Origin of the sequence: Verrucosispora sp. WMMA2044 (assembly GCF_027497155.1) — a bacterium.
Taxonomy (GTDB): domain Bacteria; phylum Actinomycetota; class Actinomycetes; order Mycobacteriales; family Micromonosporaceae; genus Micromonospora; species Micromonospora palythoicola.
In genome coordinates, this window is sequence record NZ_CP114913.1 from 3,996,657 (window position 1) to 4,008,729 (window position 12,073).

Below are 12,073 nucleotides of genomic sequence, written 5' to 3' on the forward strand. Positions count from 1 at the left end.
CCGGGGGCACCGACACAGGCGTTAGGGTGTGCGGTGACCGACAGGTCGCTGTGGGTGGCGCGAACGCGGGGTGGTCGGCGTGGACGGTGTCCAGGAACACCGGGACGATCCCCGGTGGGACGTGGCCGAGCGGGTCGCCGCGGCCGTCCGGCGGCGTTTCCCGGCCGATGTGCTCGCGGTCGCGGTCCACGGTCCGCTGGCGCACGGCGACGACGACGGCGGTGGCGACGGTGAGGTGGGGCTGCTGGTGGCCACCTACCGGCCCGGCACCGGGCCGCCGCCGGCGACCCGCCGGGTGGACGGCGTGCTCGTCGACCTGACCGTCGTCGCCGCCGAGGAGCGGCTGCGCCAGGCCCGACAGCTGACCAGCCGGTGGCCACTGACCGCCGACCGGTACGTGACCACCCGGGCCCTGCACGACCCGACCGGATGGCTGGCCACGCTGCGCGACGAGCACCTCGGCCGGCTGGCCCGGGCCCGCCCGGCCGAGTTCACCTCGGCCGCCCGCCGTGCCTGGTACCGGGGCAGCGCCGCGCATGCCCGGGCGGCCCGGCTGGCCGAGTGGTACGAGACCGACCAGGCCCTGCTGATGCTCGGCGAGGCCCGGCTCGGTGCCGCCACGGTCAGCGGGCTGCTCAGCCGCACCTACTTCCGGGATGCGGGCGACGCGATACGGCGAACCGGGCTGGCCGGGGCGGACATGACCGAGGTGGGTGCCGTGCTGGCCCGCCAGTCGGCGGAGCTCACCGCCCGCGGCCGTCCGGTCGACGGCACCATCGACGACCTGCTCGACGGCTGACTCAGCCGAGCCCGCCCTGGACCCCGATCAGCGCACCGATCAGGTACGTTGCCACCGCGGCGGCGGCGCCGAGCAGCAGTTGGCGCAGCCCGCCGGACCACCACCGGCGGTTGGTGAACCGGGAGACGATCGCACCGGCGACGAAGAGCCCGAGCCCGCCGACCGCCAGGGCGAGCGCCAGGCTGGTCGCGCCGAACAGGTACGGCAGCAGTGGCACCAGGGCGCCGACGGAGAAGCAGAGGAACGACGAGAGCGCCGCCGCCCACGGGTTCGGTTGTTCGTCCGGGTTGACGCCCAACTCCTCCTGCACGTGCATCCGCAGCGCCTGCTCCGGGTGGCGGCGTACCGCCTCGGCGACCTGGATCGCGAGGTGCTCGGGCAGCCCCCGGGCGACCCACATGTCGGCAAGCTCGCGGGCCTCGGCCTCCGGGTGACGCTCCAGCTCCCGGCGTTCCTTGGCCACCTCCGCGGCGATCTGCTCGTTGGCGGACCGCACGCTCGTGTATTCACCGAGCGCCATCGAGATGGCACCGGCGACCAGGCCGGCGGTGCCGGTGAGCACGATGGTGCGGGGCGAGACCCCGCCGCCGCCGACGCCGGCGATCAGGGCGATGTTGGTGACCAGGCCGTCCATCGCCCCGAACACGGCCGGGCGCAGCCAGCCGCCGGACACGTCGGCGTGGTGGTGCTCGCGCAGTGCGGCCGGGGTCTCGGTCACGGCAGCGTCAGGATCTCGTGGCCGTCCTCGGTCACCAGCACGGTGTGCTCGAACTGGGCGGTCCACTTCCGGTCCTTGGTGACCACCGTCCAGCCGTCGTCCCACAGGTCGTACTGGTAGGTGCCGAGAGTGATCATCGGCTCGATGGTGAAGGTCATTCCGGGCTCCATCACGTCGGTGGGGCGCGGGCTGTCGTAGTGCGGCACGTAGAGCCCGCTGTGGAAGGACTCGCCGATGCCGTGGCCGGTGAAGTCACGGACCACGCCGTAGCCGAAGCGCTTCGCGTACGACTCGATGACCCGGCCGATCACGTTGATCTGTCGCCCTGGGGCGACGGATCGGATCCCCCGCATCATCGCCTCGTGGGTCCGCTCGACGAGCAACCGGTTCTCCTCGGCCACCTCACCGACGCAGAACGTCGCGTCGGTGTCGCCGTGCACGCCCCCGATGTACGCGGTGACGTCGACGTTGATGATGTCGCCGTCGACGAGCACGGTCGAGTCGGGGATGCCGTGACAGATCACCTCGTTCAGGCTGGTGCAGCAGGACTTCGGGAAGCCCCGGTAGCCCAGGGTCGACGGGTAGGCGCCGTGGTCGACGAGGAAGTCGTGCACCACCCGGTCGATCTCGTCGGTGGTCACGCCGGGCTTGCAGTGCTCCCCCGCCAGCTGCACCGCCTGGGCGGCGATCCGCCCGGCCAGACGCATCTTCTCGATGGTCTCCGGGGTCTGCACGTGCGATCCCTGCCAGGGCTGAGGGGCCTTCTTGCCGACGTATTCCGGGCGGGCGATGTGGGCGGGCACCGGCCGCCACGGGGAGAGCGTGCCGGGGGTCAGCGGCGCACGGACGGTCATGACGCAAGCCTATCGCCGCCCGCGTAGTGACCCCCGCCACCGGTCCTCGCGAGCGGTTGTTGCCCTACCACAAGCACTGTGTCAAGGTGTCTGCGTGGATCAAGGGGGCGCACCTCCCGTCTTCTCCGCCAACGCGGAGACCGATGGTGATCACCTGAGCGTGGTGGTCACCGGCGAGGTCGACATGGCGACCGCCGACACCATGCTCGAGACCGTGCTGCGCGAGCCGGCCGGCCGGGTGACTCTCGACCTGCGGGCGGTCACCTTCTTCGACTCGGCGGCGATTCACGCGGTGGTCCGGCTGGCCGGCCACTATCCGGACGCGTTGACGGTCCTGCCGTCCCGGCAGGTCAGCCGGGTGCTGGAGATCGCCGGTCTGGCAAGTCAACCCTGGTTGCATCCGGCCTGACCGCGACCACCGCTGGCCGCGCGGTCAGCCGGTCAGCACGCGGCGCAGGGTGAGCCGGGTCCCGTCGGGGGTGTGCTCGACCGAGAGATCCCCGAGTGCCCGGATCAGCGACAGTCCGCGACCCCGGAAACCCGAGCCGGTCGACTCCCGCCACTGCCCGCTGTCCGACACCGTCGCCACCACCGTGCGGTCCTCGATCCGCACCTCGATCTCGACCACCGGCTCCACCGGGTCGACCGGGTGCTCGATGGCGTTCGCCGCCGCCTCGGAAACCGCCACGGTCAGGTCGAACAGGTCCGTCTCGCCCACCCGGTGCGCGACGAGAAAGTCCTCCAGCCGCTTGCGTAGCACGCTCAGCCGGGTCGGGTCGGCGGGCAGCCGCAGCGCGAACCGGTTGAGTTCGACCGCCTCCAGGGCCAGTACCGCGACGTCGTCCCGGCGGGGCCGGCCGGCGACCCGCGCCACCACCGCGTCGATCAGGTCGGCCACGTGTTCGCCGGAGCGGGCCGCGTCGGCGCGCAACAGGGCCAACGAGTCGTCGATGCCCATCTGCCGGTCCTCGATCAGGCCGTCGGTGTAGAGCAGCAGCCGGTCACCGGCCCGCAGCTCGCCGGAGACGGTCTCGTACTCGGTGCCCGCGATGGCACCGACCGGCGGCCCGAGCGCCCGCCCGTGCAGGAACGCGACGTCGTCGCCCCGGATCACCAGGGGCGACGGGTGCCCCGCGCTGGCATAGCGCAGTCGACCCGTCCGGGGGCTGAACCACAGGCAGAAGACCGTCGCGAACGAACGTGACTCGGTGGAGCCCACCAGCCGGTTCAGCCGGGTCAACGACTCGCCGGGATCGAAACCCTCGAGCACGTACGCGCGCAGCGCGTTGCGCAGCTGGCCCATGGCCGCCGCCGCCGGCACCCCCTTGCCGACCACGTCACCGATGATCAGCATGAGTTCGTCGTCGTCCCGGGCCACCACGTCGTACCAGTCGCCACCCACCTCGACGTCCGCGCTGCCCGGCAGGTAGCGGCTGGCCACCACAGCCCCGGGCAACTGGGGCAGGGTACGGGGCAGGAAGCTGTGCTGAAGGGTGGTGGCGATGCGGTGCTCGGCCTCGTAGAGCTGAGCGTTCTCCATGCGTACCCCCACCAGGCGGGCGAGCTGGGTCAACGCGGCCTCGTCGGCGTCGGTGCTCTCCGCGGTCGGATGCCACACCCGCAGCTCACCGAGCGGTTGGTCGGCCACCCCGGTCAGCGGCAGGACGAAGGACGGCTCGGCGCTGCTGGGCCCGCCGGCGTCGGCCTCGAAGCGCGTGCCACCGGCGGAAACCACCACCCGGACGGCCTCGGCGAGACTCAACGCGTGACGGGCGGCGATCTGGAGCACGTCGGCGGTGGAACGGGCGGTGTTGACCGCGACCGCCGCGTCCGCGAGCGCACGCAGCCGGCGGATGATCTGGTTACGTAGCTGGCCGAGGGCCATGTTCGCCCGGACCCGGGCGATCAGCTCCTGCCCGGAGAACGGTTTGGTGAGGTAGTCGTCGGCACCCACCGACAACCCGGCCACCTCCTCGGCCGAACCGGCGCGGGCGGAGAGCAGCACGATCGGCACGTACCGGGTACGCGGATCCGCGCGCAGGGCGGCGACCAGCCCGAAGCCGTCCAGTCGCGGCATCATCACGTCGGTCAGCACCAGGTCGAAGGCGCTCTCGGTGGCACGCCGCAGCGCCTCCACCCCGTCGGCGGCGGTACTCACCTCCCAGGTGGGCACGAGCAACCGGGTGACGTGTTCGCGCAGATCGGGATTGTCGTCGACGACCAGCACCCGACCGGCGGGCACGGCGGCGAGGGGCCGGGGTGCCCGCTGCGTCGAGGCGTCGGCGTCCGGCACGGTGGAGGCGTCGGTCGGCACCGGGCGGGACCCGGCCGCGACGGCATCGGCGGTCCAGTGCACGGTCTCGGCGACGAAGAGCGGGGCCTGCCGTGGCTCGCGAACGGCCTGCTCGGCGTGCTCGGCATCGGCCACCCGGTCGGTCTGCAGATGCCCGGCACCGAACGGGACGGTCACCAGGAAGGTACTGCCGACGTCGACCTGGCTCGTGACGCTGACCCGGCCGCCGTGCATCTCGACAAGTTCGCGCACCAGGGCCAGGCCGATCCCGGTGCCCTCGTGGCTGCGGGAGCGCACTCCCGGCACCCGGTGGAACCGCTCGAACACGTGCGGCAGTTCCCGCGCATCGATACCCACCCCGGTGTCGGAGACCTCCAACTGCGCCGCACCGTCGACCGCACGGACCCGGATGCTGATCTCACCCTCGAAGGTGAACTTCAGGGCGTTGGAGACCAGATTGAGGACGATCTTCTCCCACATGTCCGGATCGACGAAGACCGGCTCCGCCAGCGGCGGGCAGTCCACGACCAGCCGCAGGCCGGCCCGTTCGGTGGCAGACCGGAACGTGCTGGCCACCCGGGAGGTGTAGTCGGCCAGGTCGGTCGGCTCGTAGTGCGCCACCAGCCGCCCGGACTCCAGCCGCGAGAAGTCGAGCACCGTGTTGACCAGCTTCAGCAGCCGCAACGCGTTGCGGTGCATCACGGTCAGCCGCTGGTTGTGCTCCTCGCTGAGCCCCGGGTCCGCGAGCAGGTCCTCCAACGGGCCCAGCACCAGGGTCAACGGGGTGCGGAACTCGTGACTCACGTTGGCGAAGAAGTTGGTCTTGGCCAGGTCCAGGGCGGCCAGCTCGGCGGCGCGGGCCCGTTCCTGCTCGTACGCCCGCTGCTTGCCGACCGCCCGGGAGATCTGCGCGGCGACCAGCTCGAGGAACGTGCGGTAGTCCTCGGTGAGCGGCAGGCGCCGGGTCACTCCCAGCACCAGCACCCCGGCCGGGTCGTTGGTCGCGCTGATCGGCAGCACCACCGCCTCGTCGGCGGCCCCGGGCGGAACCCGGCCGAGCAGCTCGGCGGTGGCCACCGCCGCTTCGACGCCGACCGCGCCCAGCTCGACCAGCCGGGCGGGCGGATCAACGGCGACGCTGACGGCTCCGCTCACCCCGGCCAGGCGCAGCTGTCCGTCGTCGTCGTCCCGCAGGTAGAGCAGCCCGAACGGGACGTCGGCCCGATGCCGGTCCAGCACCGCCGCCGCGACCTGGCCGAGTTCCGCGCTGCGGACCGGATCGGCCAGCTCCGAGCCGAGTTCGGCCAGCGCCCGCAGCCGGCGTTCGCCGAGCACCCGCCCGGTGGTCTCGCTGCAGATGCAGAGCACCCCGCTGATCGTGCCGTCGACGTCGCGGATCGGATCGTACGAGACGTCGAAGTAGACGTCCTCCACGAAGCCGTGTCGATCCAGCAGAAAGTGATGGTCGCGGGCCTGGTACGACTCGCCGCTGCGCAGCACGCCGGTCAGCAGCGGCCCCAGCACGTCCCAGGTCTCCGCCCAGTGCTCCCGGGCGGGCTCGCCGAGCACGGCGGGATGCTTGTCGCCGATGGTCGGCCGGTAGGCGTCGTTGTAGAAGGCACGCAGGTCCTCGCCCCAGAACATGGCGATCTGCGCCTTCGAGGCGAGCATCGTGCTGACGGCGTTGCCCAGCGAGGTCGGCCAGCGCTCCGGTGGACCGAGCGGACTTGCCGACCAGTCGCGGTCCCGCAGCAGGGAGCCCATCTCGCCGCCGCCCGCGAATGCCGCCGCGAGCAGCGGCGACGTCCCACTTTCCGCTGCGGACGGCTGACCACCGTCCACGCCCCCCTGGGCCGAGCTCATGCAGCCTCCCCGGCCGTGTCCCACACCGCGCCCGATCACCAATGCCCTGATCCGCCTTCTACCCAGACGGATCAGCAACGTAACGCATCCGACGGTTCGGACGCTGTTCAGCTCCAGGTGAGCATCGGTGACGGTCCGACCGACGTCGGGCCACTACTCCTTGCGCCCGAACAATCACAGTGGGGTGACGTACGCGCCGGTGATGCCGCCGTCGACGACGAACTGCGCGGCGGTCATGAACGAGGCGTCGTCGCTGGCCAGAAAGGCCACCGCGGCGGCGATCTCGGTCGGTTCACCGAACCGGCCCATCGGCACGTGCACCAGCCGGCGGGCGGCGCGCTCCGGATCGGCGGCGAACAGCTCGCGCAGCAACGGCGTGGCCACCGGTCCCGGGCAGAGGGCGTTGACCCGGATGCCCTCCCGGGCGAACTGCACGCCCAGTTCCCGGGTGAGCGCCAACACCCCGCCCTTGCTCGCGGTGTACGCGATCTGTGACGTCGCCGCGCCCATCAACGCCACGAAGGAGGCGGTGTTGATGATCGAGCCCCGGCCCTGCCGGCGCATGTGCGGGATGACGTGCTTGCAGCAGAGGTAGACGCTCGTCGTGTTGACCCGGAGCACCCGTTCCCAGGCATCCAGCCCGGTCTCCAGGATGGAGTCGTCGTCCGGCGGGGAGATGCCGGCGTTGTTGAACGCGACGTCCACCCGCCCGTACCGCCCGACCACCCCGTCGAAGAGGTCGCGTACCGCCGCCTCGTCGGCCACGTCGGCCGCCACGAAGCTCCCGCCCACCTCGTCGGCGGCCCGCTGGCCGGCCTCGGTGTCGACGTCGACGCAGACCACCCGGGCACCCTCGGCGGCGAACCGCCGCACGGTGGCCAGCCCGATACCGCTGGCCGCCCCGGTCACCACGGCCACCCGGTCCCGCAACCGTCCCTGCATGCTCACTCCTCGGTGCTGACGAAGACGTTCTTGACGTCGGTGAACGCGTGCAGGGCGTCCGGTCCCAGTTCCCGACCCAGGCCGGAGCGCTTCATCCCGCCGAACGGCGTCCAGTACCGCACCGAGGAGTGTGAGTTGACGCTCAGGTTGCCGGCCTCGACGGCCCGGGCCATCCGCAGCGCCCGGCCCACGTCCCTTGTCCAGATCGAGCCGGAGAGACCGTACTCGGTGTCGTTGGCCAGCCGGACGGCGTCGGCCTCGTCGTCGAACGGCAGCACCGAGACGACCGGGCCGAAGATCTCCTCCCGCCAGTGGCGGTCCCCGGGCGAGTCGGCGAGCAGCACGGTCGGGGCGTACCAGTAGCCGGAGCCGTCGGGCCGGGAGCCGGTGAACGCCACCCGCGAACCGTCGACGTACCCGGCGACCCGGTCCCGCTGCCCGGCCGAGATCAGTGGTCCCATCTCGGTGCTCTCGTCGGCCGGGTCACCCACCCGGAAGGCGCGTACCGCCGGTTCGAGCAGTTCGAGAAAGCGGTCGTACACCCCGCGCTGCACCAGCAGCCGGGACCGGGCGCAGCAGTCCTGGCCGGCGTTGTCGAAGACCGCGTACGGCGCACTGGCGGCGGCCCGCTCCAGGTCGGCGTCGGCGAAGACGAGGTTCGCCGACTTGCCGCCCAACTCCAGGGTCAGCCGCTTCACCTGGCTCGCGCAGCCGGCCATGATCCGGGTGCCCACCTCGGTGGAGCCGGTGAAGCAGATCTTGCGGACGGCCGGGTGGCTGACGAACCGTTCGCCGACCACCTCGCCCCGCCCGGGCAGCACGGTGAACACGCCCTCCGGCAGACCCGCCTGGTCGGCCAGCTCGGCCAGCCGCAACGCGGTCAACGGCGTCAGCTCGGCGGGCTTGAGCACCACCGTGTTGCCGGCGGCGAGCGCGGGAGCGAAGCCCCAGGCGGCGATGGGCATGGGGAAGTTCCACGGCACGATCACCCCGACCACGCCGAGCGGTTCGTGGAAGGTGACGTCCAGCCCGCCCGGCACCGGGATCTGCCGCCCGGTGAGCCGTTCCGGCGCCCCGGCGTAGTAGTCCAGCACGTCCCGGACGTTGCCCGCCTCCCAGCGGGCGTTACCGATGGTGTGGCCAGCGTTGGCCACCTCCAGCCGCGCCAACTCCTCCAGGTGTTCGTCCACCACCGCCGCGAACCGCCGCAACAATCGGCCCCGCTCCGCCGGGCTCACCCACCGCCACCGCTGGTACGCCCGCTGCGCCCGCTCGACCGCCGCGTCCACGTCCCCGGCCGAGCTGTCCGCGACCTCCCGCAACACCACCCCACGAGCCGGATCCCGTACCTCACCCATCCACCCTCACCCCACCCTCTCCTTGTCGACGGGGTGGGGGTCAGAGGCGTTCGAAGCCACGGGTGAGTTCCCAGTCGGTGACGGCGGCGTCGAAGGCGGCCAGCTCGACGCGGGCCATGTTGGCGTAGTGGGCGACCACCTCCTCGCCGAAGGCGGCGCGGGCGACCGTCGAGCCCTCCCAGAGGGTGAGGGCGTCGCGGAGGGTGCCGGGGACGCGTTCGGCGTTCGGGTCGTCGTACGCGTTGCCGGTGCACTCCTCGGCCAGGTCCAACTCGTTCTCGATGCCGTGCAGCGCGCCCGCCACCAGGGCCGCGATCGCCAGGTACGGGTTCACGTCGGCACCCGGCACCCGGTTCTCCACCCGCATCCCCTGACCGTGGCCCACCACCCGCAGCGCGCAGGTGCGGTTGTCGGTGCCCCAGCGCAACGCGGTCGGAGCGAACGAGCCCGGCTGGTAACGCTTGTAGGAGTTGATGTTCGGCGCGAAGAGCAGGCTCATCTCCCGCATCGTGGCGAGCAGTCCGGCGAGCACCCGCTGCCCGGTGGGGCTCAGGTGCGCCGGCCCGTCACCGAGCATGGCGGAGCCACCGGAGGCGTCGCGCAGCGAGAAGTGGATGTGGCAGGAGTTGCCCTCCCGCTCGTTCGGCTTGGCCATGAACGTGATCGACATGCCCTCCTGGGCGGCGATCTCCTTCGCCCCGTTCTTGTAGATGACGTGGTGGTCGGCGCAGGCCACCGCCTCGTCGTAGCGGAAGGCGATCTCGTGCTGGCCGAGGTTGCACTCCCCCTTGGCGCTCTCCGGAACCAGTCCCGCGCCGGCCATCTCGGTGCGGATGCGGCGCAGCAGCGGTTCCACCCGGGCGGTGCCGAGCAACGAGTAGTCCACGTTGTACTGGTTCGCCGGGGTCAGCTCCCGGTAGCCGCTGCGCCACGCCTGCTCGTACGAGTCCCGGAAGAGCACGAACTCCAGCTCGGTACCGGCGTACGCGGTCAACCCGTGCCCGGCCAGCCGGTCCAACTGTCGACGCAGGATCTGCCGCGGCGAGGCGATCACCGGACCGGTGCCGTCCAGCCACTCTAGATCGGCCAGGAGCAGGGCCGTCCCCGGCTGCCACGGCACCCGACGCAGGGTGCCGAAGTCCGGTTTCATCGCGAAGTCGCCGTAGCCGCGTTCCCAGCTCGACATCGCGTACCCGTCGACGGTGTTCATGTCGACGTCGACGGCGAGCAGGTAGTTGCATCCCTCGCTGCCGTTCGCGACGACCTGGTCGAGGAAGTACGGGGCGTGGAACCGTTTGCCCTGCAACCGACCCTGCATGTCGACAAGGGCCAGCACCACCGTGTCGATCTCGCCCTCGGCGACGGCGACCCGCAGTTGCTCCAACGTGAGCGGCGGCTTTCTCATCCGCGAGCCTCCATCACCAAGGTCTACCGGCCCAGCCGATCACCGTCAACAGGACGCTCCGCCCGTACCCCCATCCACTCCCCCGGCAAACCGTCCGGGACCGATGACCGGTCGCCATCCGCGCACCGCGACAACGTCGACGCCGGCGATGGTGAAGTAGGGATCGTCGGCCATGAGCCGATCGACCTCCGCCCGGTCGCCGGTGAAGACCAGCAACGCACCGGAGTCGCCGTCCCAGGGGCCGGCGAGGAGCAGTGCGCCCTGCTCGTGCAGCGCCCGCAACCGGTTCCGGTGGGCCGGCCGGGCCGCCAGCCGGGCAGGTTCATCGGTGAAGGAGAGTTCCACACAGATCATGGCGAGGAGCCTAGGAACCAGGCGGTCGTACGGCTGTATCCCGCGATACGCTCCGCGAGATGGACCAGGTCGAACTGGCGGCGGTACCGCTGTTCTCGACGCTCGATGAGGCACGCCTGGCGTGGCTCGCCACCAGGTGTCCGCCCCGCGACCTTTCCCGGGGCGCTACCGCCGCCCGCGTCGGCGAGCCGGCCCGACACCTCGTTGTTGTGATCCGCGGAACGCTCTCGGCCGGCTATGACACCAGCCACGGCTCGCGAGTCCGATTCGTGACGGTGACCGGCCCATGCGTGATCGACAAGGCCGCCGTACTCGGCGGCGAATCGCACACGGCAACCTGGACCGCGTCGACCGCCTGCCGGATCCGCCTCCTACCGGCGGGCCTCCTGCGAGATCTCATCGACCAGGTTCCGGCGCTCCGCGACCACGTCCTACGCCACCTGTCCGACCAGGTGAACCGCGAACGCCGGGCCCAGGTCCGCCGCGCCGCGCCGCAGCCCGTCACGCGGGTCGCCGCCTGGGTCGCCGAATCCATGCGTACGCGGGGCAGCCGGATCATTCTGCCCGGGGCGCAGCAGGGACTGGGCGAGGAGATCGGGCTGTCCCGGGTAACCGTCAACCGCGCGCTACAGGTTCTCGTCGGCGCGGGCGCCATCCGGGTCGAGCCCGGCGCCATCATCGTGTTGGACCCGAGTCGCCTCACCGACAGGGACGGCAGGTAGGAGCGCCAGGGGCGCAATTGCGTTGCCGGTCGGGCGGGGTGTGCCTCATCCTTAGGCCTGTGACCAGGCCCGATCGCGACGGGCCGACCACCGGGCCCTCGGAACGGCCCGGCCGCCGCGGCGGCGCGGGAAAGCGTCACCTCTCTCTCGGGTACGGCGTCACGCCATACCCCGACTCCGCCCCGCGCCGCTTCGGTCAGCACCGGTGCCGCGACCGGTCAGGCCATCACCAGGCCGGCCACCCACAGCGCACCGATCACCATGCCGGAGAGGAACTCGACAAGCATCGACAGACCCGCCGCGGCGACCGCCTGTTTCGTCGCCGGCCAGGCGAGTCGGGTGTCGCCGAGCCGCAGCCGCTCCATCGCGAAGATGCCGCCCACGAAGCCGATGACCAGCCCGACCACCGGGATCACGAAGAAGCCGACCAGGCCGAGCACCGCACCGGCGAGCAGTGACGTGGTGGGCACCCCGGCCCGCTTGAGATTGCGGCCGGGCCAGGCGTACTTGACGACGGTGCCGGCAACGGCGACAAGCGTCGCCGCGGCGAGCACCAGCCACCGGCCGGCTCCGGCGTCGCCGAACAGGGTCCACACCAGTACCCCGCCCCAGCACAGCGGCAGCGCCGGTAGTCCGGGCACCACCACCCCGGCCAGCCCGGCGAGGATGGCCAGCGCGGTGATCACCGACACCGCGGCACCCGTGTCGGTCAGGCTCACGTCGACTCCCATTGGCTCGGCACGTCAGTTGCGAAGGGCATTGTCC

11 protein-coding genes are annotated in these 12,073 nt (G+C 71.7%); 3 read left to right on the top strand and 8 right to left on the bottom strand.

From position 1 onward, the window contains the following. Positions 1-79: 79 nt before the first annotated feature. On the top strand, positions 80-799 hold the full coding sequence (locus O3597_RS18155) for a nucleotidyltransferase domain-containing protein (protein WP_164445667.1): 720 nt from the start codon (positions 80-82) through the stop codon (positions 797-799). Between the two features lies 1 nt (position 800). On the opposite strand, the gene O3597_RS18160 is transcribed toward O3597_RS18155, so the two are convergent. Further along, positions 801-1,517: a VIT1/CCC1 transporter family protein gene (locus O3597_RS18160; RefSeq protein ID WP_164445668.1), complete on the bottom strand. Its 717-nt coding sequence runs from the start codon at positions 1,515-1,517 to the stop codon at positions 801-803. Further along, entirely contained in the window at positions 1,514-2,371 is an 858-nt protein-coding gene (gene map / locus O3597_RS18165; RefSeq protein ID WP_164445669.1) for a type I methionyl aminopeptidase, read from the bottom strand. Before map ends, O3597_RS18160 begins: the two co-directional genes overlap by 4 nt. A gap of 94 nt (positions 2,372-2,465) precedes the next feature. On the opposite strand from map, the gene O3597_RS18170 reads away from it, so the two are divergent. Continuing rightward, entirely contained in the window at positions 2,466-2,780 is a 315-nt protein-coding gene (locus O3597_RS18170) for an STAS domain-containing protein (RefSeq protein ID WP_281601850.1), read from the top strand. 24 nt (positions 2,781-2,804) lie between these two features. Here the strand turns inward: O3597_RS18170 and O3597_RS18175 are convergent, their stop codons facing one another. The 5 genes from O3597_RS18175 to O3597_RS18195 all read right to left on the bottom strand — a co-directional run bounded on the left by O3597_RS18175 (position 2,805) and on the right by O3597_RS18195 (position 10,586). Beyond that, the gene (locus O3597_RS18175; RefSeq protein ID WP_281601851.1) at positions 2,805-6,527 is read right to left on the bottom strand and encodes a SpoIIE family protein phosphatase; all 3,723 of its coding nucleotides are present in this window, start codon (positions 6,525-6,527) and stop codon (positions 2,805-2,807) included. Between the two features lie 174 nt (positions 6,528-6,701). After that, positions 6,702-7,469, bottom strand: coding sequence for a 3-oxoacyl-ACP reductase (locus O3597_RS18180; RefSeq protein ID WP_164445672.1), 768 nt, complete (start codon positions 7,467-7,469; stop codon positions 6,702-6,704). A gap of 2 nt (positions 7,470-7,471) precedes the next feature. Continuing rightward, positions 7,472-8,827, bottom strand: a complete 1,356-nt coding sequence (locus O3597_RS18185) for an aldehyde dehydrogenase family protein (protein ID WP_281601852.1) — start codon at positions 8,825-8,827, stop codon at positions 7,472-7,474. A 40-nt stretch (positions 8,828-8,867) separates the two neighbouring features. After that, positions 8,868-10,232 (bottom strand): glutamine synthetase family protein, encoded by a 1,365-nt coding sequence (locus O3597_RS18190; RefSeq protein ID WP_281601853.1) that lies wholly within the window; start codon positions 10,230-10,232, stop codon positions 8,868-8,870. A 45-nt stretch (positions 10,233-10,277) separates the two neighbouring features. Beyond that, the gene (locus tag O3597_RS18195) at positions 10,278-10,586 is read right to left on the bottom strand and encodes a YciI family protein (RefSeq protein ID WP_164445675.1); all 309 of its coding nucleotides are present in this window, start codon (positions 10,584-10,586) and stop codon (positions 10,278-10,280) included. A gap of 59 nt (positions 10,587-10,645) precedes the next feature. Here O3597_RS18195 and O3597_RS18200 point away from each other — a divergent pair, with 59 nt between their 5' ends. Beyond that, entirely contained in the window at positions 10,646-11,308 is a 663-nt protein-coding gene (locus O3597_RS18200; protein ID WP_281601854.1) for a Crp/Fnr family transcriptional regulator, read from the top strand. A gap of 218 nt (positions 11,309-11,526) precedes the next feature. Here the strand turns inward: O3597_RS18200 and O3597_RS18205 are convergent, their stop codons facing one another. After that, positions 11,527-12,027 carry a DUF456 domain-containing protein gene (locus O3597_RS18205; RefSeq protein WP_164445677.1) on the bottom strand — a complete coding sequence of 167 codons (501 nt, stop codon included), beginning with the start codon at positions 12,025-12,027 and terminating at the stop codon, positions 11,527-11,529. Positions 12,028-12,073: the final 46 nt, after the last annotated feature.

What these genes read in the sequence shown, in the direction of transcription:
- map (WP_164445669.1), bottom strand. Translation starts at nt 2,371, where the DNA reads ATGACCGTCCGTGCGCCGCTGACCCCCGGCACGCTCTCCCCGTGGCGG.
- O3597_RS18175 (WP_281601851.1), bottom strand. Translation starts at nt 6,527, where the DNA reads ATGAGCTCGGCCCAGGGGGGCGTGGACGGTGGTCAGCCGTCCGCAGCG.
- O3597_RS18180 (WP_164445672.1), bottom strand. Translation starts at nt 7,469, where the DNA reads ATGCAGGGACGGTTGCGGGACCGGGTGGCCGTGGTGACCGGGGCGGCC.
- O3597_RS18185 (WP_281601852.1), bottom strand. Translation starts at nt 8,827, where the DNA reads ATGGGTGAGGTACGGGATCCGGCTCGTGGGGTGGTGTTGCGGGAGGTC.
- O3597_RS18190 (WP_281601853.1), bottom strand. Translation starts at nt 10,232, where the DNA reads ATGAGAAAGCCGCCGCTCACGTTGGAGCAACTGCGGGTCGCCGTCGCC.
- O3597_RS18195 (WP_164445675.1), bottom strand. Translation starts at nt 10,586, where the DNA reads ATGATCTGTGTGGAACTCTCCTTCACCGATGAACCTGCCCGGCTGGCG.
- O3597_RS18200 (WP_281601854.1), top strand. Translation starts at nt 10,646, where the DNA reads ATGGACCAGGTCGAACTGGCGGCGGTACCGCTGTTCTCGACGCTCGAT.